This window comes from Montanilutibacter psychrotolerans, from assembly GCF_003719825.1.
GTDB classification, from domain to species: domain Bacteria; phylum Pseudomonadota; class Gammaproteobacteria; order Xanthomonadales; family Xanthomonadaceae; genus Montanilutibacter; species Montanilutibacter psychrotolerans.
Genome location: NZ_RIBS01000005.1, coordinates 163,668 through 189,558, shown reverse-complemented (window position 1 = coordinate 189,558; position 25,891 = coordinate 163,668). Strand labels below are relative to the sequence as shown.

Here is a 25,891-nt window from a genome sequence, read left to right as displayed (position 1 = left end):
ACGGTCGTCGCGTTGATCAGCCGGCGGTCAGGACCGCAGCACGTCGTCCAGCGCGGACAGCAGGGCGCGGTTCTCACTCTGGCTGCCGACCGTGATGCGCAGGTATTCCGGCAGCCCGTAGCCCGCCATCGGGCGCAGTACCACGCCACGCGCGATCAATGCCGCCTCGACCTGCACCGTTCGCGCCGCATCGTCTTGCCGCGAGAAGTCCACCAGCACGAAGTTGGTGCGCGAGGGCAGCACGCGCAGACCGCGCGCCTGCAACGCCTCGGCCAACTGCTCACGCTGCTCGCGATTGCGGGTGCGGCCCCAAACCAGATGCGACTCGTCGCGCAGCGCCGCCTCGCACGCGGCCAGCGCCGGCCCGTTGACGTTGAAGCTCTCGCGAACGCGCTCCATCACCGCCACCAGGCCGCGTGCCGCCAGCAGATAGCCCACGCGAAGTCCCGCCAGGCCATACGCCTTGCTGAAGGTGCGGGTGACCACCAGGTTGGCATGGCGCGCCAGCAACGGCAGGCCGCTGGCCACGTCGGTGTCACCGTCGTCGGCCAGTTCGGCGTAGGCCTCGTCCATCACCACGATCACCTCCGCGGGCACCTTCGACATGAACGTCGCAAAGGCATCCCGGCCGAACCACGTGCCGGTCGGATTGTTCGGGTTGGCCAGGTACACCAGGCGCGTGGCCGGCGTGATCGCCGCGAGGATGGCGTCCAGGTCGTGGCCCAGCGGCATCGTCGCGTGGTCGCGCGGCAACGCCTCCACGACATGTGCGCGGGCACCGGCGCACTGCGTTGCCAGCGCGAACACGGCAAACCCGTAGCGCGAGTACACGACGTCCTGATCCGGCCCGGCAAACACCTGCGCCAGTTGCATCAGCAACTCGTGCGAACCATTGCCCAGCAGGATCTGCGCGGCATCGACGCCGTGCTTTGCGGCCAACGCGCGCTTGAGGTCCGCGCCCAGCGGATCGGGATAGCGGTGCAGCGCATGCATCTGGTCGAGGATGGCCGCGCGGGCCTCGGGCGAGGCGCCGTACGGATTCTCGTTGGAGCCCAGCTCAAGCAGGCCGGCTTCGCCGAAACGCGCGCGCAGGGCAACCAGGTCGTGCCCCGGGTCGTAGGCGCGCAAGCCGCGCACGCCAGGCTGCGCCCGGCTCGCGAACCATGCCTCGTCATGCCGCACGGGCGAAGGGGTGGACGTTGCCGTGCTCATGCGATGGCCACCGGGTACGAGCCAAGCACCTTCACCTCCTGGGCGAACTCGGCGAGTTCGTCGAGTGCGCGGCGCATCGCCTCGTCGTGCACGTGCCCGCCGATGTCGACGAAGAACGCGTACTGCCAGCGACCGGTGTGCCCGGGCCGCGACTCGATGCGGTTCATGCTCAGACCGTGCCGCGCGAACGGCGCCAGAACGTGGTGCAGCGCGCCGGGCTGATCCTTGATGAAGATCAGCAGCGAGGTGCGATCGTTGCCCGAGGTGGTGAACAGCTCGCGGCCCAGCACCAGGAAGCGCGTGGTGTTGTCGGGGCGGTCCTCGATCGGGCCGGCGACATTCTTGAGCCCGTAGACGTTGCCGGCGCTGGCCCCGGCAATGGCCGCGGCATCGTCGGCGTTGCGCGCGCGGCGTGCGGCCTCGGCATTGCTGGCCACCGGGATCGCCTCGGCCTTGGGCAGGTACTGCCGCAGCCAGGCCTTGCACTGCGCGAACGATTGCGGGTGCGAGTAGACGCGTTCGATGTCTTCGATGCGGCCGCTGCGCGACAGCAGGTGCTGGTGGATGCGCAGCTCGACCTCGCCGCAGATCTTCACGTTGGAGCTGAGGAACATGTCGAGCGTGGACTGGATGGTGCCCTGGGTGGAATTCTCCACCGGCACTACGCCGAAGTCGGCGTTGCCGGCGTCGACCTCCTGGAACACTTCCTCGATGCTGCCCAGCGGCAGGCCGTGGATCGAGTGGCCGAAGTGCTTGTACACCGCCTGCTGCGAATGCGTGCCCTCGGGCCCCAGGAAGCCGATCTTGAGCGGCTCCTGCTGCGCCAGGCAGGCCGACATGATCTCGCGGAACAACCGCACCAGCACGTCGTCGCCCAGCGGCCCGTCGTTGCGGTCGACCACACGGCGCAGCACCTGCGCTTCGCGCTCGGGCCGGTAGTAGTCCACCGCCGCCGCCAGCTTGCCCTTGGCACGGCCGACCTGGCCCGCGTACTGCGCGCGTTCGGCGATCAAGGTCTGGATGCTGCGGTCGATGCCGTCGATGCGCTCACGCAGCGTGCCCAGGTCCAGTCCGGCGGGGATGGCCGTGGCCTTGCCGGGGAACTCGGACACAGCGGCGGGCGCGGCCGCGGACGCCGCCACGGAGCGAGTCGTCCTGGACGTCGCCTTCGAGCCGGTGGCCTTTACGGCCTTCGCGGTTTTCTCGGCTTTTGCCACCTTCGCGGCCGGCGCCTTGGCACCGACCGTCTTGGGCTTGGTGGATCTGGCCATCAGCCGTGCCTTTGCTGGAAGTCGCGCATGAACGTCGCGAGCGCCTGCACGCCCTCCTCCGGCATCGCGTTGTAGATCGAAGCGCGCATGCCGCCGAGGGCGCGATGTCCCTTCAGCGAGATCAGGCCGGCTTCCTGCGCCTGGGCCAGGAACGGCTTGTCCAGCGCCTCGTCGTGCAGGAAGAACGGCACGTTCATGCGCGAGCGCACTGCCGCGGCGACCTCGTTGCGATAGAAGCCGCCGGACTGGTCGATCACGCCGTACAGCAGCGCTGACTTGCGCGCGTTGCGCGCGGCGAACTCGGTGACGCCGCCCTCGGCCAGCATCCACTTGAACACCAGGCCGGCCAGGTACCAGTTCCAGGTGGGTGGGGTGTTGAGCATCGACTCGCCCTTCAGGTGGGCGCGGTAATCCAGGATTTCCGCGCGCGGCTGACCGGCGCGTTCGAGCAGGTCGCGGCGCACGATCACCACCGAGACGCCCACCGGCCCGAGGTTCTTCTGCGCGCCGGCGTAAATCACGCCGAACTTCGACACATCCAGCGGCTCGGACACGATGCTGGAGCTGAAGTCGCCGACCAGCGGCACGTCGCCAACGTCGGGAATGTCGCGGAACTCGACGCCGTGGATGGTCTCGTTGGCGGTGTAGTGCACGTAGGCCGCATCACTGGACAACTGCCACGTGTCGCGCGCCGGGATGTCGCGGTAGCCGCCGGGCTCGCCGTTGGCGGCCACGTTGGCGGCCACGCAGTGCTTGACCTGCTTGAGTGCCGTCTTGCCCCAGTGACCCGTGACCACGTAGTCGACCGCCTGGCCCGGTGCAGCGAAATTCAGCGGCAGCAGCGCCTGCGCCGTGGTCGCACCGCCCTGCAGGAACAGCACCGCGTAATCGTCCGGGATCGACATCAGCGCGCGCAGGTCGGCTTCGGCTTCGGCCGCCACCTGCATGAACTCCGGGCCGCGGTGGCTGAGCTCGACGATCGAGGCGCCGACACCGTGCCAGTCGAGCATTTCCGCCTGCGCCTGGCGCAGTACGGCTTCGGGCAGGGTGGCGGGGCCGGCACTGAAGTTGAAGGCGCGGGACATGCGGGGCATCCGTGATTGAGGGCTCCCGAGTATGCCGCAGCGCAGCAGAGCGCGGAGCCTTTGTTTCCCGCGCAACTTTTCGCCCCTTTGCCGCCTCTTGTGCTTAGGTAGGTCAATCCACGGAGTCAGCCATGTCCCTGCGCGACGCACTCGCCATCCCCTCGGCCCAGATCACCGACGAAACGGTGTATCGGCAGCGCCGGCGCCTGCTGGCGGCGATGATGACCGCGCCGACCCTGGCCCTGGCCGGCTGCGGCAAGGCCGAACCGCCTCCGCCGTCGGGCCTGGTGATCAGCCCTGAACAGGCGCGCGCCGGCTTCTCGACCACCGAAGCGTTGACCCGACTCGAGGACATCACCAGCTACAACAACTTCTACGAGTTCGGAACGGGCAAGACCGACCCATCGCGGGCCGCACGCACGCTGCGCACCTCGCCGTGGACGGTTGCCGTCGGCGGCGCCTGCGCCAAGCCGGGCCGGTTCTCGGTCGAGGACCTGCTTGGCGCGCGGGCGCCCGAGGAGCGCGTCTACCGGCTGCGCTGTGTCGAGGGCTGGTCGATGGTGATCCCGTGGCTGGGCGTGCCGCTGGGCGAGGTGCTCAAGCGCTTCGAGCCCGATTCGCGGGCGAAGTACGTCGCCTTCACCACCCTGGCCGACCCGCGGCAGATGCCGGGCATCGCCTATGCCGCGCTCGACTGGCCCTACCGCGAGGGCCTGCGCATCGACGAAGCCATGCACCCGCTGACGCTGCTCGCGACCGGCCTCTACGGCAAACCCCTGCCCCAGCAGAACGGCGCGCCGCTGCGGTTGGTGGTGCCGTGGAAGTACGGCTTCAAGAGCATCAAGTCGATCGTGGCGATCACCTTCGTCGAACGCATGCCGCTCACCAGCTGGAACGAGAGCCAGCCCAGCGAGTACGGGTTTTTCTCGAACGTGAATCCCGGCGTGGACCACCCGCGCTGGAGCCAGAAGACCGAGCGCCGCATTGCCGGCACCGCCAGCAAGCTGTTCGCCGAACGCATTCCCACCCGGCCGTTCAACGGCTACGCCGAGCAGGTCGCCGGGTTGTACGCGGGCATGGACCTGCGGCAGTGGTTCTGATCCGGTGGACAACGCGCACGTGACCGTACCCGCCAGCAAGACGGGCCACCGCTCCGCGGCGCCTGCGCGGGTGTCGCGGACTGGCCCGGCGCGCCCGAAGACGCCGGCTGGCGTCATCGTCGCCAAGCTCGTCGTGCACCTGCTGGCATTGACGCCGATGGCGATTCTCGCCTGGCAAATCCGTGCGGAGTGGCTGACCGGCAGCGGCGGCCTGGGTGCGGACCCCGTGGCCGAGATCGAGCACCGCCTCGGGCTGTGGGCGCTGCGCATGCTGCTGCTGACGCTGGCGATCACGCCCCTGCGACAGGTCACCGGCCAAGCCGTGCTGCTGCGGTTCCGGCGCCTGCTGGGGCTGTACGCATTCGCCTACGCCAGCCTGCACTTCTCCGCCTACCTGGTGCTCGACCTGCGCGGCTACTGGACGCAGGTGTTCGAGGAAATCGTCAAGCGTCCCTACATCACGGTCGGCTTCGCCGCGTGGCTGCTGCTGGTGCCGCTGGCCCTGACCTCGACCAAGGCCGCGATGCGCCGCCTGGGCCGCAACTGGGGCCGGCTGCATCTGCTGGTGTACGCCACCGCCGTGCTGGCGGTGCTGCACTTCTGGTGGCTGGTGAAGTCCGACATCCGCGAGCCGGCAATGTACGCGGCGATCCTCGCAGTGTTGCTGGGCTGGCGGCTGTGGAAAAAGCTGGCGTCGCGACGAACGCTCAGCGCACGCCGTACATCAGCAACAGGCTGAGAGCGCCGGCAAGCATCAACGCGGCAAGCAGCAGCCACGGCATGCGCCGCACCGACGACATCGCCGGGCCTGCGCCTTCGAGTTCGAGTGGGTCGGCATCGCGATCGACCGCGTCCAGTGCCGTCGATCGCTGCTGGCCTGCACCGAGCGGCGCCTCGACCACGAAGCGACTCTGCGCCTCGAACACCACCTGGTCGCCCGAGCGCAGCAACGCGTCGCGCACGGCCACGCCGTTGACCAGGGTGCCGGCGCTGGAGCCTTCGTCGCGCAGCACCACGCCATCGCCGTGCGGTTCGAGCCTGGCGTGATGGCCGCTGATGCCGCCTTCGCCAATGCGGATGTCGCAATCGGCGGCCCGCCCCACCAGGCGCGTCTGGTCCAGCGGGATGCAACGCCCGTGGTATTGCCCGGCCAGGCCGCGCAGCACCATGCGCACGTCGGCGTTGGTGGCGGCATCCGGGCTGCCCGTTGGCGCCGCCGATGGCACGCCACCCAGCAGCCCCATCTCGACACCCTCGAAGTAGATCGAGTCGCCGGCGCGCAGCATCGCCATGCGCTTCACAGGGCGACCGTTGACGTGCAGACCGCGCACGCCATCGCGCAGTCGCAGCCACACGCCACGGCGATCGACGCTTAGCTGTACCAACGTCATGCCGGGGTCATCGGTCGCCACCGGCAGGCCGTCCGGCCCGCGGCCGATGCCGTGCACGCCCTGGCTCAGCACCAGGTCGTCCGGGGTTTGATTGGGGAATCGAAGTCTGAGGGCATCCACGCGGCGGGAATCTAGCACGGGTCCGCGCACTTGGAAGCAGCCGGCCTGCACACGCACAATACCGGGCAACCCCGGAGAATCCCGATGTCCCACATCAACATCCAGCACGCCCACTCACTGGCACCGGCCAAGGCACGCGCCGCGGTGCAGGAAGTGGCCGAGAAACTCGCCGAGCGCTTCGGCATGGAATACGGCTGGGACGGCGACACGCTCAACTTCGCGCGCAGCGGCGTCGACGGCCACATCGCGTTGCTGCCCAAGCAGTTGCACGTCACCGCGAAACTGGGATTCCTGCTGGGTGCGCTGAAGGGCCCCATCGAATCGGAAATCCGCCGGGTGCTGGAAGAACGCTTCGGCTGATCCGACCCGAGTCTCAACGTCCGGCCGCGCCACGAAACGGATCGGGGTCGCCGCCAAACAGGCGCGCGGCGACGTCACGTTCGTCGCCTTCGATCTCGGCAATGAAGCCGGCGACCTCGCCCAGCTTCGAGAACGCCGCGACACCACGCTCCAGAAACCCCTGCAGCTCGCTCAGCCCGGCCGCCTTGGCCGGGCCACGCGACAACTTCAGCAGCACCACCACGCCGGTCATCCGCAACGCCCGTCCCAGGCCATTGCCGACACTGGCGATCAGGTCGATCTGGTGGCCGCGCAGACGCGGCAAGCCCGCTTCGCGATAGGCCTGCGCGTACAGGGCGGCATCCAGCTTGCGGCGTCGCGGTGCGATCCGGTCCAGCACATGTGCCATGCGCAGGTCGAAGGCATGCGTCAGCACGCCCAGCTCGATCGCATCGGCCACCGTCGCCAGCAGGGCGCCCGGCAGCAGCGTCTGCATCATCGGCAGCACGCGCGCGATGTCGGCATCGCGACGGCTGAAGTCGTGATCGTTGTAGACGTCGGTCAGGAAGAATTGCGCGGCCGGCCGCCGACGCGGGTCCAGCAGGAAGCGCTCGAAGCTGGCCTGCAGCCGCGCCGCCTGCCAGCGCCGCAACTCCGGCAGCCAACGCAGGTGGTTGCGCGGTTCGAGGCGGCGGTCGTGCAGCGTCTGGTGCCGTTGCAGCAGGCAGCCCAGCCGGGAGGACAGGTCGGGATTGCGGGACATTGGCGCGATCATCGTCCGCACCCGGCAAGCCCGCAAGCGCGACGGCGGTGCCCAGGCCGGGCGGTGGCGGCGATTGGGCTACACTCGACCCAACCTCGCCGTATGTACCTACATGCTGTCACTCCATTCGGCCCGGAAGCGGGCGCGCAAGTCCTCGGCCGAACCCAGGATCGGCCTGGCAGTCGCCGGTGGCGGACCGATCGGCGGCATGTACGAGCTGGGCGCGCTGCGCGCCATGGACGAGGCCCTCGACGGCTTCGACCTCACTCGGCTGGATTGCTACGTTGGTGTCAGCAGTGGCGCGTTCCTCGCCGCCGCCCTGGCCAACCGGATGGGCACCGAGGAGATGTGCCGGATCTTCATCACCGGCGACAGCAACGACGTCCAGTTCCGTCCCGAGACCTTCCTGCGGCCGGCGATCTTCGAGTACCTGCGCCGCGCGTCGAGCCTGCCTCGCCTGGCCACCCAGTGGTGGCGTGAGGCGCTGTTCTCGCCGGGCGATGCGCGCTGGTCGGACCTGGTCGCGAGCTTCGGCGGGCTGGTCCCCACCGGGTTGTTCGACAACGCCGCGATCGAGCACTTCCTGCGGGAGGTGTTCACGCGTCGCGGCCGGAGCAACGATTTCCGCAAGCTGGCCGCGCCGTTGTTCGTGGTCGCGGTCGATCTGGACAGCGGCGACGCGGTGCGCTTCGGCGCCCAGGGTTGGGACGATGTGCCGATCTCGACCGCGGTGCAGGCCAGCGCCGCCCTGCCCGGCTTGTACCCACCGGTCGAACTGCGCGGCCGCCATTTCGTCGACGGCGCACTGCGCCGCACGATGCACGCCTCGGTGGTGCTCGAGCGCGGCATCGACCTGATGATCGGCATCAACCCGCTGGTACCGTTCAACTCGCAGCGCACGCCGGGCAGCGACGTCGCTCGCCACCTGGCATCGGGCGGCCTGCCCGCGGTGCTGTCCCAGACCTTCCGCACCCTGTTGCAGTCGCGCATGCAGGTCGGTCTGGCGCGCTACCGCCAGCAGTACCCGGACATCGATCAGCTGGTGTTCGAGCCCAACGCCGAAGACGGCGAGCTGTTCTTCACCAATGCCTTCAGTTTTTCGGCGCGTCGGCGCATCTGCGAGATCGCCTACCGCAACACCATGGCCGACCTGCACCGTCGCGCCGACGTTCTCGCACCGCTCCTGGCCGCGCACGGCATTCGCATACGCACCGACGTGGTGGCCGACGAGAACCGCTCGATCCTCGACGGCCTGGCACGGCCTGCGCGCGACACCGATACCACCGCGCGCCTCAAGCGCGCGCTCGACGATGTCGAACGCATCGTCGAAAGCCGCCGACAGCCCCCACGCTGAGCGACGCACACACACTGCCAACACGTTGCTGGTGTGAAAACTCTAGGCCCCGCGGCGATGGTGCATTGGCCACGATCATCAGGATCGTCCAAGTCACCGATCCACCTTCGACCACGCAGACTCAGGGAAGCGCCATGGCCACGTTCAAGAAGACCGCGAAGAAAGCCTCCAGCAAGCGCAGCACCGCCAAGCCCGGTGCCCAGGCACAGGCCGAGCACCTGTCGAAGTCGCTCAGCGAATCGGCGCAGCAGATCTGGCTCGCCGGTGTCGGCGCGTTTGGCCGTGCCCAGGCCGAAGGCACCAAGTTGTTCGAAGGCCTCGTCAAGGAAGGCCTTGGCCTGGAGCAGACCGCACGCAAGTTCGCCGGTGGCCAGGCCGACGCCGTGCGTGACGTAGTCGAATCCAAGGTGGGCCAGGCACGCGAGCGCGCCGCCGACACGTGGGACCGCCTCGAGAAGGTGTTCGAGGATCGCGTGCAGCGCGCGCTCAACAAGCTCGGCGTACCGGGCCGTGACGACCTGGCCGATCTCAGCCGTCGTGTCGACACGCTGACGGCCGAACTGCGCAGGCACAACGGCGCCAAGGCGCCGGCAACCGCCACGAAAAAGCCCGCCAAGGCCGCAAAGCCGGCTGCGGCCGCCGCCAAGCCGGCCAGCAAGAAGGCAAGCAAGCCGGCCGTCAAGAAGTCCGCGCGCAAGTCGATCGACGCCCCGAAGCCGCCGGTCGCCCCGTAACAGGCTAACCAACCGCACCGTTTCACCCTGGGCGCGGCCCGCCGCGCCTCCAGGCCCGTCGCTCCCTCCGTGCATCCCCTCCCGCACGGACGGATCGACGGGCTTTTTTGTCTCTGGTCGAGCGCCTCGTGGCCGGTGTCGGCGCGCATGAACGTAGGCACAGCAGGTGCGAGTGCCCGATGATCGGCGCTCGTGACGACGACGATCCGCATCCAGCCTCTGTCGATCTATGCACCCGGACGCGTATAGTCCCGACTCATGGTCCAGCACGCCCCTTCGAGGTCAGGATGTTGACGGCTTCCTTCGTAGCAAGCGCGCTCGTGATAGCGGTCATCCTGGGTGGCGCGGCCAGCGCCTGGATCTGGGTGGTCCGATGCAAGCAATTGATCCTCGATTCGGGCATCCGGGCACTGGCTGCGATGCGATGGCGCGAGTTCTCACGTTTCGTCATCGAAGCGCTGCAGGCGCAGGGCTTCGATGCGAACCGCATCGAACCCACCAGCGAAAGCGGCACGCACGCCGACCTGATGCTCAATCGCGATGGACAGACCTGGTTGCTCAGCTGCAAGCAGGGCGCCAGCTACCGAATCAACACCACGCAGGTTAACGAGCTGGCCGACGCGGTGCGCTTCAACGGTGCGGCCGGCGGCATCCTGGCCACCCTGGGTCGGATTGAACCCGATGCGCGCAAGAACCACCGCGGCCTGGAGCTGCTCGATGGCGCCACCCTGTGGCCGTTGATCGATCCGCTGCTGCCTCCCAGCCTGCACCAGGACCTGGTGACGAAAGCGCGCGCCAGCAGCATCCGCATGAGCGTGCTGGCGTGGCTGGCCGCGCTGGTGCTGGGCCCGGTGCTCGCGATTGGGCTGGGCCTGGGCAAGCCGTCGGACGGCGCCTCCGCCGCGCCGGCCATCGCCCAGGTCGAACCGGCGCCAACGACGGCCGTACCGGCGTCCGAAGACGCCGCTGACGCTCCCGCATCCTCCACGCCCACCGCATCGGCAGCTGGCGGCACTGCGTCGTCGGCACCAACCAGCGAGCAAGAGCAGCGCGTTGCGGTGATCCGCGACGTCAACGCGTTACCGGGCATCGAGCGCGCGGTGTGGTCGACGCGCTCCACGCTGATGGTCTATCTCGCAGACGAGAGCGGCAGCAAGCGCGTCAACGAGATCTGCAGGATGCTGGTTCGCCACGACCAGTTGCGGCTCTCGCGCCTGCAGTTGCAACCGCCTGCCAGAAGCAACTCGGCGGTGCGGTTCCTGCAGTGCTCCTATTGAACGCCCCGGCCTGATCCCAGGCCGCCACAACCCCGCGCACGCCTGTAGCGCGGCTGTGGCCAGAACCGTCGCCCGCACAGCAGCGCACACGCGCCGGGGCACTGCGCCAGTGCTCGTGCCAGCGATCTTGTCGTCGTTCGTACCACCGTCGCGCGTCTGCTATCGCGTCGGCCCAGCGGACGCCGGCTGACAGCCCGCCACCGCCACCACGAAGACGCATCGCTGCGCGGCCATCGCGGACACGCTGAAGGGGTCGCAACGTCGTGGGGACGCCGTTGCAGGCGCCCCCACGACCGGCATCACCAGTGCACGCCGCGCATCAACGCCGCGAAGGCGATCTGCTCGTTGCTTGCGTGCTCTTCCTTCAACGCCTTCTTGTCGCCCTTGGCCGCGGCCGAATCGGGGAACAGCTCGAACGCCGTGCTCATCACCACCTCGTAGGCCTTCGGCGCCACCGCATTCAACACCGCCGAGAAGATGCCCAGGCGCGTTGCGATGCGGCTGGGCTTCTCGATGATCGCCTTGACCAGCAGATCGGCAGCTTCCTCGGGCGTGAGGGTGGGCACGCTGTCGTACATCTTGGTGGGCGCGATCATCGGCGTTTTCACCAACGGCATGTTGATCGTGGTGAAGCTGATGCCCTTGCCCGACAACTCGCCCTGCGCGCAGCGACTGAAGGCATCCAGTGCGGCCTTGGATGCCACGTAGGCCGAGAACCGGGGCGAGCTGGCCAGCACGCCGATCGAGCTGATGTTGATGATGTGGCCGCGGCGTCGCTCGATCATCTTCGGCAGCAGGCCCATGATCAGGCGCAGGCTGCCGAAGTAATTGAGCTGCATGGTCCGCTCGAAATCGTGGAAGCGGTCGTAGCTGAGTTCGATCGAGCGGCGGATCGAGCGGCCGGCGTTGTTGATCAGGAAGTCGACGTGGCCATGGTCATCGAGCACCTGCTTGACCAGGCGATCGCAGTCGGCCAGGTCGGCCAGGTCGGCGGTATAGGCGAACACCTTGCCGCCGGCGGCCTTCATCGCGTCACGGGCCTTGAACAGTTCCTCCTCGCCGCGCGCGACGATGACCGTCACCGCGCCCGCCGCCGCCACCTTTTGCGCCGTGGCCAGGCCGATGCCCGAGGAACCGCCGGTAATCACCACCACCTTGTTGCGTACCTTGCCCTTGAGTGAGCGGTCGACGAACAGGTCGGGGTCCAGGTGACGCTCCCAGTAATCCCACAGGCGCCAGGCGTAGCCGTCGAGCGCGGGCACCTTGATGCCGCTGCCCTTGAGTGCACGCTCGGTCTCGCGGTTGTCGAAACGCGTCGGATAGGTGAGGAACTTGATCGTTTCCTTGGGGATCTGGAAATCGCGAAGCAGCATGCCGATGAAGCGGCGCACCGGCGGCAGGTTGCCGACCGCACCGCGGATGCCGCTTGGCACGAACGCGAACATGCGCGCATCGATGCGCATCGTCATTTCGGGCGCGTGACCTGCGCGCGCGAAGGTGTTGAGCACCTCGCCGACGCGTTGCGGTTCCGGGTCGGTCAGATGGAAGCAGTGGCCGTCCAGGCGCGGCTTGTGCGCGATGTGGTCCATCGCGTCCACAACGAAATCGACCGGCACCACGTTGATGCGTCCGCCCTCCAGACCCAGCGTGGGCATCCACGGCGGCAGCATCTGGCGCAGCTTCTTGAGGAAGGTGAAGAAGTAGTACGGGCCGTCGATCTTGTCCATCTCGCCGGTCTGCGAGTGGCCAACCACCATGCCCGGCCGGTAGATGCGCCACTTGACGCGCTTCTCGGCGCGCACCAGCCCTTCGGACTCGTGCTTGGTACGCAGGTAGGGGTCGTCGAGCCCCTCGGCCTCATGGAACATGTCCTCGCGGAACACGCCCGGGTACAGGCCCGCGGCGGCGATCGAACTGGTGTGATGGAAGCAGCCGGCCTTGATCACGGCGGCGAGGTCGAGCGCGTTGCTGGTGCCGTCGATGTTGGCCACGCGCTGCGATTCCGCGCTGGCGGTGAGGTCGTACACCGCGGCGAGATGGAAGAAGTGCTTGACCTTGCCCGACAGCGCACGAAGTTGCGCGGCACTCACGCCGCACTTGGCAGCCGTCATGTCGCCGTTGACCACGACCACACGTTTCATGTCCCAGCCCATCTTGCGGGCTATCGCGTCGAGCTTCTTCAGCGAATCCTTTCGCACCAGCACATGGACGGTGCCCTTGCGCTTGAGGAGGTTGCTGACGAGATGGCGCCCGATGAACCCGGTCGCGCCGGTGACGAAATAACTCATGCCGCCTCCCTACTCCATGGCCCGCCGCAGGTTGCGGCGTCTTCGCTCTACGTTGCCAGAGCCGGTGCCGCGGAACAATCGCCAGCGTATTGACCACCCCGGTAGTGCATGCTGTCATTCGCGCTCACCATCGGCTCGTCTGGAGGACAACGCCATGTCGGATCTGAAACACGCTTTTGAGCAGGCCAAGGGCGATGTCCAGTCGCTGCCGGACCGTCCGGACAACGACACGCTGCTGCGCCTCTACGCGCTCTACAAGCAAGGCGCCGAGGGCGACGTCAGCGGCCCGAAGCCCGGGTTCTTCGATTTCGTCGGCACCGCCAAGTACGAGGCGTGGGAGAAGGTCAAGGGACTGAGCCAGGACGAGGCCATGCAGAAGTACGTGGACCTGGTGCAGAAGCTGCGCGGCTGAGCCGGGACACCGACAGACCGTGGCCAGGCAGACCCGCCAGCTCATCCTCGACGCCAGCCTGGCGATGTTCAATGCCCAGGGCGAACCGAACGTCACCACCAACCACATCGCCGACGAACTCGAGATCAGCCCCGGCAACCTGTACTACCACTTCCGCAACAAGGACGACATCATCGAGCACCTGTTCGCGCGCTTCGAGGAGCGCATGGACGAGGCACTCACCGCGCCCGAAGGTCGTCTGCCGGGGCTCGAGGACATCTGGTTGCAGTTGCACCTGGTGTTCGAGTGCATCTGGGACTATCGCTTCCTGTACCGCGATCTGGTCGAGATCCTGAGCCGCAACCGACGGCTGAGGATCCGCTTCGCGCGTATCCTCAAGCGCGCCGACGAAAGCGCCCATGGCGTGTTCCGGGGTCTTTCGCAGGCGGGCATCATGCGCGCGTCCAGCGACGAGCTGGCGGCAACGGCAACCAACGTCCTGGTCATCGCCACTTTCTGGCTCAACTACGCGTCCGCGCGCGGCGACAAGGACGAGCACGCCGCGATCCGCGACGGCATCGTGCAGGTGATGATGCTGATGGCGCCGTTCCTGCGCGACGCCGAACGCGTGCACCTCAACACGCTGGTCCGCGCCTACCTCGACTGACGCGGCGGGCAGCAGCTTTTCGCGCGCCCTCAACGACGAAACCCCGCTTTCGCGGGGCTTCGAAGTCCACTGACGGTGGAGAGAGAGACGGTGTGTATCAGGTCTTTCAAGCCCCGCGCGCGTTGCGGCGCGGTTGCCGCACGGCGGCCTGGCGGCGCGCAGCCGGACGCTTGCCGCTGCCGGTCTTGCGGCCCTTTGGCGCCGCACGCCCACCCTTGGCGAGTCCAAGCTTCTCGAGCACCGGCGCCAGTCGCGCCTCGACCTCGGCGCTGAAGCGCAGCACGCCGGGCGGAACTTGTCCGCGCGCATCCTCCACTCGGTCGCGCAACACGGCGCCAGCATCGAATGTGGCCAGGCGACGAACCACGCGACGGCCGCCGCTGATCACTTCGCGCCGCGCCACGACCGTGAGGCCCAGGCCCGCCAGCCAGAGGTGTCGCAAGGTGGTGTGACGGGTAGCAATGTGTCGACGGGTCGCCATGGACGGCTCCAGGTACCGGCACGATCGCCGGCTTCGGGGCCGCACTGTGACGAAACCGCGCCGAGCTTTCACACTAGCTGGCACCGGCGAGCGCGCTCGACCACTGGCGCAGCCCGGTCGGCCGGGTGCCGCGCCGCCCGGATCCGTGCCCCACTTCTTGCTACGCGCCTCCCCGCACGCCGTGTCCGGGCGCAGGCTTGCCAGCCCCGGCATGGCGCGGGATGCTGCCCGGCAACCCTGCCGACCGAAGGACCGTCAATGGCCGCAAAGAACACCTGGACCGCATTCCCCCATGACGCCAGCGCATTCGCCTACGAAGGCGACGCGTTGAAGAAGGCCTGGCCCAAGCTGCACGCCGGCGACGTCGAGCCCTTCCCGGACAGCAAGCGCGCCGCCGCGCTGATCGCCGCGGCCGGCAAGGCCGCGCCCAAGGGCCTCGACGCCGACGCTCTGGCAAGCGCGCTGCAGGACGGTTGGCGTGCCTTCCACCGCGGCGACTTCAAGCAGGCGTTCGGTGCCGGCCAGGCGCTGGGCGTGGTGGGAACGTCGCTCGCGGTCAAGGCCATCGGCATCCACGCGACCTACCTGGTCGACGACGACGGCGAGAAGCTCAAGCGCTTCGAGCAGGCCGCCAAACTGACCGAGGCTGCGGTGGCGGCATTGCCCGATGACGCCAACAGCCACTATCGCCACGCGTTCGCGCTGGGGCGTTACAGCCAGCACCTGGGCCTGCTCAAGGCGATCAAGCAAGGCATCGCCGGCAAGGTCCGCCACGCGCTCGACGCCGCGCTGGAACTCGCCCCCAAGCACGCGGAGGCGCACACGGCCATGGCGCTGTACCACGCCGAGATCATCGGCAAGGTCGGCGGCATGATCGGCGGGCTGACCTATGGCGCCAAATCCGCCGAAGCCGACAAGCACATCAAGACCGCGCTCAAGTTGACCGCCGACTCACCGATCGCCCACATCGAACACGGCAACGTGCTGATGCTGCTGCATGGCGACAAGCAGGAAGCCGCCGCGGCGGCCGCGTACGAGAAGGCCGGCAAGCTCAAACCGCACGACGCGATGGAAGCCCTCGACGCTGAGTACGCCCGCGCGCAGCTGGAGTGACCTGTTGGTTGAACCGGCCATCCAAGCGATCGACCAACGGGGCGGGCCCACGTCACCGAATGACGTTCGCATGTGCTCGCTGGTTCGCGATGGTGGGCCTGCGCGCGGACTCGCGGACTCGCGATGGTGGGCCTGGGCCCACCCTACGCAGGATCGTAGGATGGGTTGAGCAACGCGATACCCATCGACCGTGGGCCGCAAGGCCGAAGCCGAATGGCGTTCGCATGTGCTCGCGGGTTCGCGATGGTGGGCCTACGCGCGGACTTGCGGACTCGCGATGGTGGGCCTGGGCCCACCCTACGCAGGATCGTAGGATGGGTTGAGCAAAGCGATACCCATCGACCGTGGGCCGCAAGGCCGAAGCCGAATGGCGTTCGCATGTGCTCGCGGGTTCGCGATGGTGGGCCTACGCGCGGACTCGCGGACTCGCGGACTCGCGGACTCGCGGACTCGCGGACTCGCGGACTCGCGGACTCGCGATGGTGGGCCTGGGCCCACCCTACGCAGGATCGTATGCCGTCGCAGGCGGATGCATCATCCGCACTCCGATCCGTACAACGAAAAAGGCCACCCCGTCGGGTGGCCTAAGTCGTTGTTCTGAATGGTGGGCGGTGCAGGGTTCGAACCTGCGACCCTTGCCGTGTGAAGGCAATGCTCTACCGCTGAGCTAACCGCCCGGAATCATTCACATCCTGCTGTCGGGCCTGACGGCCGTCGAGCGAGGAGCGGCACTATACCGATCAGCTTTGGCGAAGACAAGAGGAGCGCGTCGGGTGGGCCCCGGCCCACCATCGTGAACCCGCGAGCGCCGGAAGCGTGGACGCCACCGCCCAGGGCACGCGACCTACCCCGCATCCTCGCCGACTACGGACCCGAAGCCGACCCGGTGCAGCGACCCGCCGCGGTGCCGCTCAACGCCATCCCGAAGTCCGTGGTGTCGCACCCATCGGACGAGGCGCCCTGGGGCAACCGCGTAGGGTGGGCCCCGGCCCACCATCGTGAACCCGCGGTGATGTGGCAGTGCCCCGCGGCACGGTGACCTCCTGCACATTTCATGGACGCGGCGCTCCCGCCAACAATGCGTCGACCCACAGCGCACGGAGCCACGTCTTGCGAAACTTCTTCCTGGATCGCGAGCAACGCTCGCGCAATGCCGTGCGCGCGATTGCGGCGTGCGCCGCCCTGTTGCTTGCAGCGCTGGTTGGTACCGTCCACGCCGCAGCACCGGCGCCCTTGCCGACCAAACTGACGCTGACCCATATCGCTGCCGACAAATGGCGCGCCGATTACGTCTTTGCGGAGCCCATCACCGCTGTGGAATTGGGCGCGCAGGTCGGCCCCTACCGCAAGCAGGCCTGGCGCCCTCTGACGCCGGGAGTGGAGCTGGTCGCCGACGACGGTAGCGAAGCCATGCGCAGTGCGTCACCGCTGACCGAACTGAGCGTGGAGATCAGTGCCTATGACGATTTTGACGAGGGGCAATACGCTCCGATCGACCGCTTTTCCGACGGCGGCTGGGATTTCTATCTTGGCTTCCTGCACGGCGCCCTGACTCAGGACGATCGCCAGCGCAGCATGGACGTCGCGTTGCATCTGCAGGGCCTGCCGGGTGAAACGGTGATCGCGCCGGCCAAGCCCGGCACCGAACTGACCGGCTATGCCTACTTCGGACCGCAAAAGCCGGTGCGCATGGGCAACGTGAACGTCATCATCGATCCGAAAGCCCCGGCCTGGCTGCGTGAGGTCATTGACGACACCACTACGAAGGTGTCGCAGTACTACGAGCAGGCATTCCAGCGTGACTTGATCGACACGCCCTTGATCTCGGTGGCTGTGGTCGGGTTTGACGGGGCGCCCGGCACCTTCAACGTCAAGGGCGGCGTCGCCGGCGGCGGTATCACCTACCGCCTGCAGGGCGCGGGCCTGGTCGATGATCATCCGAAGAAGCGCGCCTACATGGCACGCCTGGTTGCGCACGAAATGGCGCATCTGTGGCAGGTCAATCTGATGCGCGGCGGTATCGGCGGCGACGACGCCTGGGTCCACGAAGGGGGAGCGGAGGCGATCATGCTGGAGGCCATGCGCGCGACGGGCATCTTCACCGCGGAAGCGAGCGATCAGTATGCGCAGGAGCTGCTCAAGGAATGCGATCAACTCGCGGGCGACGTGACGGTCAATCGCGGCCTCTACGCTTGCGGATTCAAGCGCTTCCATGGCTATGCGATGGCGCCGATGCCGCTGTGGCGCGCCATGATGGCCCGCAGTGAAGGCAGCGGCGAGTTCTATTCGGAATCGATGATCCAGGCGATTCTCAAGCAGTAGCGGGGTCAGAGTTCGTGGGGCGGGTTTTTTACCCGCCCCTTCAAAGGCGCAGAGCGGCGGGCCACGACCGCCCTACTCGCGACGGTGAGGAAGACCCGGCGCTCAGGGTACGTTCCTCATGCTTCGCAGCCCGCGCCGCGCCGGAAGCATTCACCGCGTCGGGATGAGAACCCCATTGCAGGGCGCCTCGATACGCGAGGAGCAACTGTACGTATCGCTGGCTTGCGATCGGTACGCAGCCCACATGGCATCAGCGAACGCATTGGCGTAGTAGCCCTCATCGCGCGCCGCGCCATGTGCGCCCGGCCAGCGCCCCGTGCCGTCGGCCGGATTGTTGTCGAGCGCCCCGTTGCCGCCAGGCTGATAGGGATCGGGCTGGGTCCATGCGCCGTGCTCCACCCAGCGGTCGGCATAACGCAGGATCCGGTCGTCGGTCCAGATGCAGCGCAAGGCCGGCAGCAGCCGCAGTGCGAGTGCGGTGGCCTTGAACGCCTTGGCCGTGCAGCACATCTGGTAGTAGGCACCCGGTTCCTGGCCACCATCGATATAGCCATAGGGGTCGCGGCAGTCGCGCGAGTTCCCACCGGTGATCTGGTTTTCCCAGTAATCCGCGGCAGTGCAGAGCTGACCAAACAGCACTATCCCGGATCCGGCACCGACATAAAGGTGACCGTCCTCCTGAAAGGTGCCTTGCTGGAAATCACGCACGCGCGCAGCCATTGCCTGGTCGTTGAGCAGCAGCGCGGACAGGGCCAGCACCAACTTCCGGCCGTGCCGGTGACCACCGTCGGCCAGGAAGTGCAGACCGCCCTTCATGGCCGCGTCGAGATCGATGCCGTATTGCACCAGGTGGATTGCCAGTTGCTTGCGTTCGACCGGGTCGCCTTCGACCATCAGGCGCAGCGAGGCTACCGAGTTGTCCATAGCAATCGCGGCACCGTAGTCCGGCATGTTCTTCACCGGATGGATCTGATCGGCACTCCACCAGAGTTGGTGATCCAACTGCACGCGGGCAAACCGTTCCGACAGCTCGGGCAAGGTGGGCATGTCCGGTAGCGCGGGCAAGGTAGGCAACAAGTCCAACCGCATCCCGTTCGTCGAGTACAGCGGCTTGCTTTGGCCGAAGTAAGGCGGGCGGAACACATTGCGTCCGCCCTCCGGCGGCGCGGCGGCCAGTACCGTGAGCACCACCGCGGTATCGAGATAGGTCTTGTCGTGGCCGATGATCGATACCGCCTTCACCAGCGATTCGTTGGGCTCGGCGGAGTACGGCAGTGTCTGCACCAGCGTCTCGTCGAAACCATCCGCCCCTGCGTCGAAGCCATGCCGATCAACCCGGGACGGATTCACCTCCAGGCCGTTGCGACCCTCCTCATAGGCAGGCGTGATCGACAGCACCTTGACCTTGCCCAGGCTGCCTTCGACTGGCGTGACCCAATAGTCGCCGTTGGCAAACTGGCCGCAGGGATACGCCCGATCCAGAGTGAAGGTGACGCCGTATTGCTGTACCTGGAAACACACCGACGCCAGCGTGGGGCCCGATCGATGTCGACCGGTGGAAAGCGATCTCGCAGGCGGGGCCGCCACTGAGGAAGCCGTCGAGGAACCGAGCAAGGACGCGGACGCTGGGGATGAACTCTCCGCAGCCGCGAGGTCGGGTGCAGGCGGACTCGACGCCTGTGGGCAGCCCGTCAGGGCAAGCACGCCTGCCAACAACGCAGCGTGGGTGAGAAGCGCGCGCGTCGCATTCGGCCAGCGCCAGCTGTGCAATGGTGTTTCAGCTTTCACCGCAATCTCCTTATCGCGAAAGTGGTTCGTACATGCTGGCACGTCGCGTGCAACGCCAAGCACGGCCTGCGTCTCAATACCTGATTTCGCCCGCATCGAATCCACCTCGCGATCGCGAGATGATTACGCGGCGCGCGGAACGACAGTGGTCAGAGCGCCAGTTCGGGAGTTGACTGACGGCTACCGACATCACGGTCGACCGCGCCCGGGCCGCGCGCTACTGCCATTGCTGCGCCCAGGCGTGTGGATCAGGGCACGGCGCCACGTCCTTCGCGAGAGTCGCCGCCGGGGAAAAACCCTCCGGGAGCGTCAGTGCAACCCGGAAGGCGAGCCGGTGGATGCGCCCGAGGGGCTCGAGTTCCGAAGGATTCGACACCGCGAGACCGGGTTCGATGTCCGCCGCCAGGATGGTCAGTTCCCCGCTGCCTCTCGGGAGGTCGCCAAGCTGCATCAGTGCGCTTTCTTGTGCTTCGTCAGTCTTCGGCCACAGGACGTCATCGAGTGCCGCCTTGGCCGCGGGGGCATCAGCCCGTCGGAGCAGAAACCAGAAGTGGCGTTGCGCACCGGTGGCGGCCTGCCGCGCGGGCGTCGCGTACGACGTATTGAGCATCGTGGCATGCCGCCCGCGCCACGGCGGGGTGAGCGTGTAGATGTACGCGTCCCATTCGTCGGATCGGGACTGCGTCGGCCCGATCTCGAACTCCCAGCCGCTCTCGTCGCCTGAGGGTTCCAGGCGAAATGTCAGCCCCATGCCGAGATTGACGCGAAAGGCGTCCTGGCCCACGACCTCACCGTGGAAACTGATGCGTTGGCACGCCGACGGCGCGCCCAGACACGGGCCCGCGAAGAGCATCAGGGCAAGGACGGAGACGACGAAGAGGATCGCTCGTTCCATGAGGTGTCACCGAAGGCTGGGTCGCGCAGCAATGCTAGAGTTTTGGAGCGCAGTGCGCGAGCTCACGGGAGGTTGACGGAGATTGATAATTCATTCCAGCCGAAGCCGCTTCGCCAATCGGCTTCATTCGGGCGTTAGACGATGAGTAAAGATCTTCCAGCACAGAACCAGACAATCTCGGACAACATCCGGGCTTTTGGCTGGCACTGCCTCCATGTCTTTCCTACCCAGGACAATCAAGACAAGTTCACCTACTCGATTGGCTTCGGTGAATCCTATGGCGCGCCAGAGGTTCTGATCTTCGGCGTCGAGCGTGAAAAGGCACATGCCCTGCTCCATGAGTGCGCCTACCTGCTCAAGAACGGCCACACCATCCAGCCAGAAGTCGAGGACGAGAACATTCTGACTGGCGGTTATAGCGTCATCTTCAAGTGCGTCAGGCCCGAGCACTTCGATGAGTACCTGGGAACGGCTGTGCGCTACTACCAGGACAAGCCCTTTGCCGCCGTGGTCATGTTCTTTCCTGACAGGCAGCATCGTTTCCCGTGGGATGAGGGTTACGATTACATTCCCGCGGGCGAGCCACTGGCAATCGTCTGACAATTCATTCAAGCCCAAGCCGCATCGCGGCTCGGCTCGACTTGAATCGGGCTGCCCAGGAGAAGTGCGATGAACCCCCATCCCGCAGATGCAACAGCAGGCGCGACGACGCTGTATCACAACGCCCGCTGCTCGAAATCCCGTGGCGCGCTGGAACTGCTGCGCGAGCGCGGCATCGAGCCGCAGATCGTCCACTATCTCGACACGCCGCTCGACGCGTCGCAGCTGCGTGCCCTGCTCGACCTGCTGGGCTTGCCCGCACGCGACCTGCTGCGTACCGGCGAAACCGAGTTCGCCGAACTCGGGCTGGACGATCGCGCGCTCGATGACGCTGCCCTGATCGCGGCGATGGCCGCACATCCACGGCTGATCGAGCGACCCGTGTTCGTGCACCGTGGGCGCGCGGTGATCGGTCGTCCACCCGAACGTGTGCTCGACCTGCTGGACTGAGGCGCGCCGCACACTGCGGCCCGCCCTGCTCCACCGGGCACTGCAAACCCGCCCGCTAGAACGACTTGCTGTTCCGCATCGACTGCACCTTCTCGGGCGCGGCGAACGAATCACTGCGCGCGTTCGGCCAGAACGCCTGGAACACCGCGTGCTCGGGCACCTTGCCGATCAGATCGCCAGGGGCGAGGAATCGGTAGATGGCGCCAAGCGAGCGCACCTCGGTCGGCGACATCCGCCGCAGGATGTGCTCCGGACCGATCTGACCGGGGTGCCCGATACCCGATGCGCACAGCAGATCGCGCAAGGCCTTGAGCGTGTTGTTGTGGAAGTGGTGCACGCGCGATGCCTTGTCGGGCACGTCCAGGCGCCCCCATCGCGTCGGGTCCTGCGTGGCCACACCGCTGGGGCAGCGATCGGTGTGGCAGCTCTGCGCCTGGATGCAGCCCAGCGCGAACATGTAGCCACGCGCCGCATTGCACCAGTCCGCGCCCATCGCCAGCGTGCGTGCGATGTCGAACGCACTGGTGATGCGACCGGCCGCGCCGATCCGCACGCGGTCGCGCAATTCCAGGCCCACCAGGGTGTTGTGAACCAGCATCAGCGCCTCGTGCATGGGCACGCCGACATGGTCGATGAACTCCGCCGGCGCCGCACCGGTGCCGCCCTCGGCGCCATCGACCACGATGAAATCCGGCAGCAGACCGGTCTCGGCCATTGCCTTGGCAATGCCGAACCACTCCCAGGGATGGCCGATTGCCAGCTTGAAGCCGGTTGGCTTGCCGCCGGACAACTCGCGCAGCTGCGCGATGAACTCCAACAGGCCGCGCGGGGTGTCGAAGGCGGCATGGCGCGCGGGCGACACGCACTCCACGCCCTCCGGGACGCCGCGCGTGGCGGCGATCTCGGCGGTGACCTTGGCCGCTGGCAGCACGCCGCCGTGGCCGGGCTTGGCGCCTTGCGACAGCTTCAGCTCGATCATCTTGACTTGCGGGTCGTGCGCGTTCGCCGCGAAGCGCTCGGCATTGAAGCTGCCGTCGTCGTTGCGGCAACCGAAATAGCCCGAACCAATTTCCCACACCAGGTCGCCGCCGTTCTCGCGGTGATAGGGCGAGATCGAACCCTCGCCGGTGTCGTGGTAGAACCCGCCGCGTCGCGCGCCCTCGTTCAGCGCGCGAATCGCGTTGGGCGACAGCGAGCCGAAGCTCATCGCCGAGATGTTGAACACGCTGGCCGAGTACGGCTGCGCCGAAGACTCGCCGATCACCACCCGGAAGTCGTGCGAGCCATGCGGCGCGGGCAGCAGCGAATGGTTGATCCATTCGTAGTCGTTGCCGTACACGTCCTGCAGCGTGCCGAAGGGGCGCACGTCGTTGACCGACTTGCTGCGCTGGTAGACCAGTGCGCGCTGCTCGCGCGAGAACGGCACTTCCGCCGTGTCGGCCTCGATGAAGTACTGACGCATCTCGGGGCCGATGGATTCCAGGCCGTAGCGGAAATGCGCAAGGATCGGATAGTTGCGACGCAACGTGCTGCGCTTCTGCAGCAGATCGACGGTGCCAAGCACCGCGAGCGCCCCGAACCCTCCCACGCCCCACGCCCAGGCCGGGTCCGCTCGCATCAACAACAACGACAGCGCGGTCAGCAGCAGGCTCAGGGCATAGAGGGTGTAACGCGACATGCGGATTCCGACGGCGGTGGCAGACGCCGCAGCATAGCGCCCAGCATACGGCCGGCGACGGATCGCACGACCGCGCTTGGCGGCTATTTGCGGCCGCTTTCGGGCATCGGTGGCGGTGGGACGACGGGAGCGATCGCGGGCAGCGCGATCGGCACCTTTGCCGATGTCGCGGGCGATGTCGCAGGCGGTGTCGCAGCCGGTGCGCCATCGCGCAGCGCCCGCAGGATCTGCTGGCCGGCGCGGCCGTCGACGGGCTGCAAGCCGAGCCGCAATTGCTCCTGCTGGATTGCCTGGCGCGACAGCGTGCCGATCATGCCGTCGGCCTCGCCGATGGCATGCCCGCGCGCGAGCAACAGCACCTGCAACTCGCGTCGCTCGCTGCGTGACAGGCCCGGGTCCGGCGTCGGCCACGGTGTGCGCAGGCCGGTGCCGCCACGCAGCCGATCGGACAACAAGGCGATCGCGAGCGCGTAGCTTTCGGCCGCGTTGTAGGAGTAGATCGCGTCGAAGTTGCGAAAGACCAGGAACGCGGGGCCTTGCCGCCCGGCCGGCAGCAAGAGGGCCGCGGGCGTCGAAGGCGGAAGCGTGATTGCACCGCCGTCGGCGCGCACGATGCCTTGCGATGTCCAGTTGGACAATGGCAGCCGCTCGGTGCGACCGCTGACCGTGCCAGCGCCCGCTTCCGGCAACCGCACCTCATAGCCCCACGGCTCGCCGCTGCGCCAACCGGCAACCTTCAGGAAGTTTGCGGTCGATGCGAGCGCGTCGGGCACGCTGGCAACCAGATCGCGACGCCCATCGCCGTCGCCGTCCACGGCAATGCGCTGGAACGTGGATGGCATGAACTGCGTGTGGCCGAATGCGCCCGCCCAGGAACCCACCAACGCCTGCGCCTCGACATCGCCGGACTGCACGATCTGCAGTGCGCTGATGAGTTCGCCGCGGAAGAACGCCTGCCGTCGGCCCATGCACGACAGCGTGGTCAGCGAGACCAGCAGCGGGCGCTTGCCGAAATTCCTGCCGAAATTGCTTTCCACGCCCCACACCGCGACCACGCTGGGGGCGTCCACGCCGTACTGCGCTGCCACCCGCGACAGCGTCTGCGCATGCGTGGACAACATCGCCTTGCCGTCGTCGACACGCTCCTGGTCGACCAGTCCGGAGAGGTAGTCCCAGATCGGCGTCGAGAACTCAGGCTGCTTGTCCAGCAGCGGCAGCACCGTGAAATCGGGTGTCAGGTGGCGTACGTGCCGGTCGAACACGGCCGCGTCGACGCCGGCCGAAAGCGCCTGCGCACGTAGCCCGTCGATGCACTGCACGAACTCGGGCGGGAGCAAGTCGGGGGGGAGCATGTCGGACGGGGCGATCGTGCCCTGCGCGGGTGCGACCACCGGCGTCGGTGCCGCGTTGGGCACGGCGGAGGTCTGCAGCAGAAATGGCAGGAACAACGCGGACGCGATCGAAGCGGACGCGGTCAACGTGGATATCGACATGACGCTGCCTTCAACTGGGATCGGAGCGGAGGTCAACGTACAGGTTTGGGCGTAGTCGATGTGTCGGCAACGGTCGCGTCGTTCACCAGCACGTCATTCCTGGCCACGATCGTGGGCGCGCGCCGGGCGTCTTGCGCGCGAAGCCTGAGATGCTCGCATCGTGGCGGCTTGTGTGGCACGGACGCGGGATCGGATTCCCGCCGACCTGCGAGAGCGCCCTGGCGGCGCGGACCCACCGCATCGTGGGGCCGCCTGGTGCTCAATGGATTGGAAGATATCCAATCGCGTTTCGACGTGGTGCCCGAAGCCGGACTCGAACCGGCACAGCCGCAAAGCTGGCGGATTTTAAGTCCGCTGCGTCTACCGATTTCGCCATTCGGGCAGTCGAGGGGCGCTAGCTTACGACACGAACACACCGAGCCGCTGGGCCGCCGTCCAGGAACCGCGAGCGGCCGGTTGCCGTCGGGTGGGGCGTCGATCGGATCGAGCAAACCGCAGAAACGACAAACCCCGCCATGGCGGGGTCTGGTGCGTCCGATGGAGAACGGACGACGGAGGCACTAGGCCTGAAACTGGAGCGGGAAAAGGGACTCGAACCCTCGACCCCGACCTTGGCAAGGTCGTGCTCTACCAACTGAGCTATTCCCGCATTGTGAGGCGAAATTCTAACAAAGAATCTTCTGACTGAGAAACCCTTTGCGAAGCACGCTGCGAAGAAATTCTCGTCAACGAACCGCCGCGACACACTTCTGAAACCAATGATGAATCGTACTGCTATAAAACGTGAAGCTTGGAGGCCGAGGTCGGAATTGAACCGGCGTACGCGGATTTGCAGTCCGCTGCATAACCACTCTGCCACCCGGCCGGTGACTTCATTTGCCGTAGACCGAAGTCTGCGGCGACGGCTGCACGATACACCGTGCCGTCCGCCTTAAAAACAAAACCCCGCTAGCGGGGCTTTGTTGGAACCTGGAGCGGGAAAAGGGACTCGAACCCTCGACCCCGACCTTGGCAAGGTCGTGCTCTACCAACTGAGCTATTCCCGCGAGGCAGAACGAGAATTCTACCGATCACAGCGA

At 67.0% G+C, this 25,891-nt stretch carries 23 protein-coding genes and 5 tRNA genes; 12 read left to right on the top strand and 16 right to left on the bottom strand.

Translation table 11 applies throughout. The features are described from left to right. Positions 1–27: 27 nt before the first annotated feature. Genes hisC through serC form a run of 3 tightly spaced genes read right to left on the bottom strand, consistent with a single transcriptional unit; the run spans position 28 to position 3,568 of the window. A complete protein-coding gene (gene hisC, locus EER27_RS12025) occupies positions 28–1,212 on the bottom strand; it encodes a histidinol-phosphate transaminase (RefSeq protein ID WP_123088352.1) in 1,185 nt (394 codons plus the stop codon). Continuing rightward, entirely contained in the window at positions 1,209–2,483 is a 1,275-nt protein-coding gene (gene pheA, locus EER27_RS12020) for a prephenate dehydratase (RefSeq protein WP_123088351.1), read from the bottom strand. Before pheA ends, hisC begins: the two co-directional genes overlap by 4 nt. Next, entirely contained in the window at positions 2,483–3,568 is a 1,086-nt protein-coding gene (gene serC, locus EER27_RS12015) for a 3-phosphoserine/phosphohydroxythreonine transaminase (RefSeq protein WP_123088350.1), read from the bottom strand. Before serC ends, pheA begins: the two co-directional genes overlap by 1 nt. 131 nt (positions 3,569–3,699) lie before the next feature. Here serC and msrP point away from each other — a divergent pair, with 131 nt between their 5' ends. Both msrP and msrQ read left to right on the top strand, forming a co-directional pair. After that, a complete protein-coding gene (gene msrP / locus EER27_RS12010; RefSeq protein WP_123088349.1) occupies positions 3,700–4,668 on the top strand; it encodes a protein-methionine-sulfoxide reductase catalytic subunit MsrP in 969 nt (322 codons plus the stop codon). A gap of 157 nt (positions 4,669–4,825) precedes the next feature. Further along, entirely contained in the window at positions 4,826–5,407 is a 582-nt protein-coding gene (gene msrQ, locus EER27_RS12005; protein ID WP_263316937.1) for a protein-methionine-sulfoxide reductase heme-binding subunit MsrQ, read from the top strand. On the opposite strand, the gene EER27_RS12000 is transcribed toward msrQ, so the two are convergent. Then, positions 5,376–6,179: an FHA domain-containing protein gene (locus EER27_RS12000; protein WP_148041012.1), complete on the bottom strand. Its 804-nt coding sequence runs from the start codon at positions 6,177–6,179 to the stop codon at positions 5,376–5,378. The two genes, msrQ and EER27_RS12000, sit on opposite strands and share 32 nt — an antisense overlap. Positions 6,180–6,263: 84 nt before the next feature. Between EER27_RS12000 and EER27_RS11995 the strand changes: the two genes are divergently transcribed. After that, positions 6,264–6,539: a polyhydroxyalkanoic acid system family protein gene (locus tag EER27_RS11995; RefSeq protein WP_123088347.1), complete on the top strand. Its 276-nt coding sequence runs from the start codon at positions 6,264–6,266 to the stop codon at positions 6,537–6,539. Positions 6,540–6,552: 13 nt separating this feature from the next. Here EER27_RS11995 and EER27_RS11990 read toward each other — a convergent pair whose 3' ends face one another. Then, a complete protein-coding gene (locus tag EER27_RS11990; protein ID WP_123088346.1) occupies positions 6,553–7,281 on the bottom strand; it encodes a DUF8198 family protein in 729 nt (242 codons plus the stop codon). A 112-nt stretch (positions 7,282–7,393) separates the two neighbouring features. On the opposite strand from EER27_RS11990, the gene EER27_RS11985 reads away from it, so the two are divergent. The 3 genes from EER27_RS11985 (at position 7,394) to EER27_RS11975 (ending at position 10,646) form a co-directional block, all read left to right on the top strand. Then, entirely contained in the window at positions 7,394–8,635 is a 1,242-nt protein-coding gene (locus EER27_RS11985) for a patatin-like phospholipase family protein (RefSeq protein WP_123088345.1), read from the top strand. Positions 8,636–8,769: 134 nt separating this feature from the next. After that, the gene (locus EER27_RS11980) at positions 8,770–9,369 is read left to right on the top strand and encodes a phasin family protein (protein WP_190285764.1); all 600 of its coding nucleotides are present in this window, start codon (positions 8,770–8,772) and stop codon (positions 9,367–9,369) included. 320 nt (positions 9,370–9,689) lie between these two features. After that, complete coding sequence (locus tag EER27_RS11975) at positions 9,690–10,646, top strand: restriction endonuclease (protein ID WP_190285763.1); 957 nt, start codon at positions 9,690–9,692, stop codon at positions 10,644–10,646. Between the two features lie 299 nt (positions 10,647–10,945). On the opposite strand, the gene EER27_RS11970 is transcribed toward EER27_RS11975, so the two are convergent. Beyond that, positions 10,946–12,934, bottom strand: a complete 1,989-nt coding sequence (locus EER27_RS11970; RefSeq protein WP_123088343.1) for an SDR family oxidoreductase — start codon at positions 12,932–12,934, stop codon at positions 10,946–10,948. A gap of 154 nt (positions 12,935–13,088) precedes the next feature. On the opposite strand from EER27_RS11970, the gene EER27_RS11965 reads away from it, so the two are divergent. After that, entirely contained in the window at positions 13,089–13,346 is a 258-nt protein-coding gene (locus EER27_RS11965) for an acyl-CoA-binding protein (protein WP_123088342.1), read from the top strand. Between the two features lie 19 nt (positions 13,347–13,365). Next, a complete protein-coding gene (locus tag EER27_RS11960; protein ID WP_123088341.1) occupies positions 13,366–13,992 on the top strand; it encodes a TetR/AcrR family transcriptional regulator in 627 nt (208 codons plus the stop codon). A gap of 106 nt (positions 13,993–14,098) precedes the next feature. Here the strand turns inward: EER27_RS11960 and EER27_RS11955 are convergent, their stop codons facing one another. After that, the gene (locus tag EER27_RS11955) at positions 14,099–14,473 is read right to left on the bottom strand and encodes a hypothetical protein (RefSeq protein WP_148041011.1); all 375 of its coding nucleotides are present in this window, start codon (positions 14,471–14,473) and stop codon (positions 14,099–14,101) included. Between the two features lie 258 nt (positions 14,474–14,731). Between EER27_RS11955 and EER27_RS11950 the strand changes: the two genes are divergently transcribed. Next, the gene (locus EER27_RS11950) at positions 14,732–15,586 is read left to right on the top strand and encodes a tetratricopeptide repeat protein (RefSeq protein ID WP_123088339.1); all 855 of its coding nucleotides are present in this window, start codon (positions 14,732–14,734) and stop codon (positions 15,584–15,586) included. Between the two features lie 602 nt (positions 15,587–16,188). Here the strand turns inward: EER27_RS11950 and EER27_RS11940 are convergent. Further along, positions 16,189–16,263, bottom strand: a tRNA-Val gene (locus EER27_RS11940). A gap of 433 nt (positions 16,264–16,696) precedes the next feature. On the opposite strand from EER27_RS11940, the gene EER27_RS11935 reads away from it, so the two are divergent. Further along, positions 16,697–17,908: a hypothetical protein gene (locus EER27_RS11935; RefSeq protein ID WP_123088338.1), complete on the top strand. Its 1,212-nt coding sequence runs from the start codon at positions 16,697–16,699 to the stop codon at positions 17,906–17,908. 150 nt (positions 17,909–18,058) lie between these two features. Here the strand turns inward: EER27_RS11935 and EER27_RS11930 are convergent, their stop codons facing one another. Beyond that, positions 18,059–19,696, bottom strand: a complete 1,638-nt coding sequence (locus EER27_RS11930; protein ID WP_148041010.1) for a hypothetical protein — start codon at positions 19,694–19,696, stop codon at positions 18,059–18,061. 217 nt (positions 19,697–19,913) lie between these two features. Further along, on the bottom strand, positions 19,914–20,591 hold the full coding sequence (locus tag EER27_RS11925; RefSeq protein WP_123088336.1) for a hypothetical protein: 678 nt from the start codon (positions 20,589–20,591) through the stop codon (positions 19,914–19,916). A gap of 141 nt (positions 20,592–20,732) precedes the next feature. Here EER27_RS11925 and EER27_RS11920 point away from each other — a divergent pair, with 141 nt between their 5' ends. Both EER27_RS11920 and arsC read left to right on the top strand, forming a co-directional pair. After that, positions 20,733–21,191 (top strand): DUF4262 domain-containing protein, encoded by a 459-nt coding sequence (locus EER27_RS11920; RefSeq protein ID WP_123088335.1) that lies wholly within the window; start codon positions 20,733–20,735, stop codon positions 21,189–21,191. A gap of 69 nt (positions 21,192–21,260) precedes the next feature. Next, positions 21,261–21,641 carry an arsenate reductase (glutaredoxin) gene (gene arsC, locus EER27_RS11915; protein ID WP_123088334.1) on the top strand — a complete coding sequence of 127 codons (381 nt, stop codon included), beginning with the start codon at positions 21,261–21,263 and terminating at the stop codon, positions 21,639–21,641. A 55-nt stretch (positions 21,642–21,696) separates the two neighbouring features. Here the strand turns inward: arsC and EER27_RS11910 are convergent, their stop codons facing one another. The 6 genes from EER27_RS11910 to EER27_RS11885 all read right to left on the bottom strand — a co-directional run bounded on the left by EER27_RS11910 (position 21,697) and on the right by EER27_RS11885 (position 25,858). Further along, positions 21,697–23,319 carry an FMN-binding glutamate synthase family protein gene (locus EER27_RS11910; protein ID WP_123088333.1) on the bottom strand — a complete coding sequence of 541 codons (1,623 nt, stop codon included), beginning with the start codon at positions 23,317–23,319 and terminating at the stop codon, positions 21,697–21,699. 83 nt (positions 23,320–23,402) lie between these two features. Beyond that, positions 23,403–24,812: a lytic murein transglycosylase gene (locus EER27_RS11905; protein ID WP_425480840.1), complete on the bottom strand. Its 1,410-nt coding sequence runs from the start codon at positions 24,810–24,812 to the stop codon at positions 23,403–23,405. A gap of 295 nt (positions 24,813–25,107) precedes the next feature. Further along, positions 25,108–25,194, bottom strand: a tRNA-Leu gene (locus tag EER27_RS11900). A 191-nt stretch (positions 25,195–25,385) separates the two neighbouring features. After that, positions 25,386–25,461, bottom strand: a tRNA-Gly gene (locus EER27_RS11895). A 142-nt stretch (positions 25,462–25,603) separates the two neighbouring features. Continuing rightward, positions 25,604–25,677: transfer RNA gene (locus tag EER27_RS11890), tRNA-Cys, on the bottom strand. A 105-nt stretch (positions 25,678–25,782) separates the two neighbouring features. Further along, positions 25,783–25,858 (bottom strand) — tRNA-Gly (locus tag EER27_RS11885). Positions 25,859–25,891: the final 33 nt, after the last annotated feature.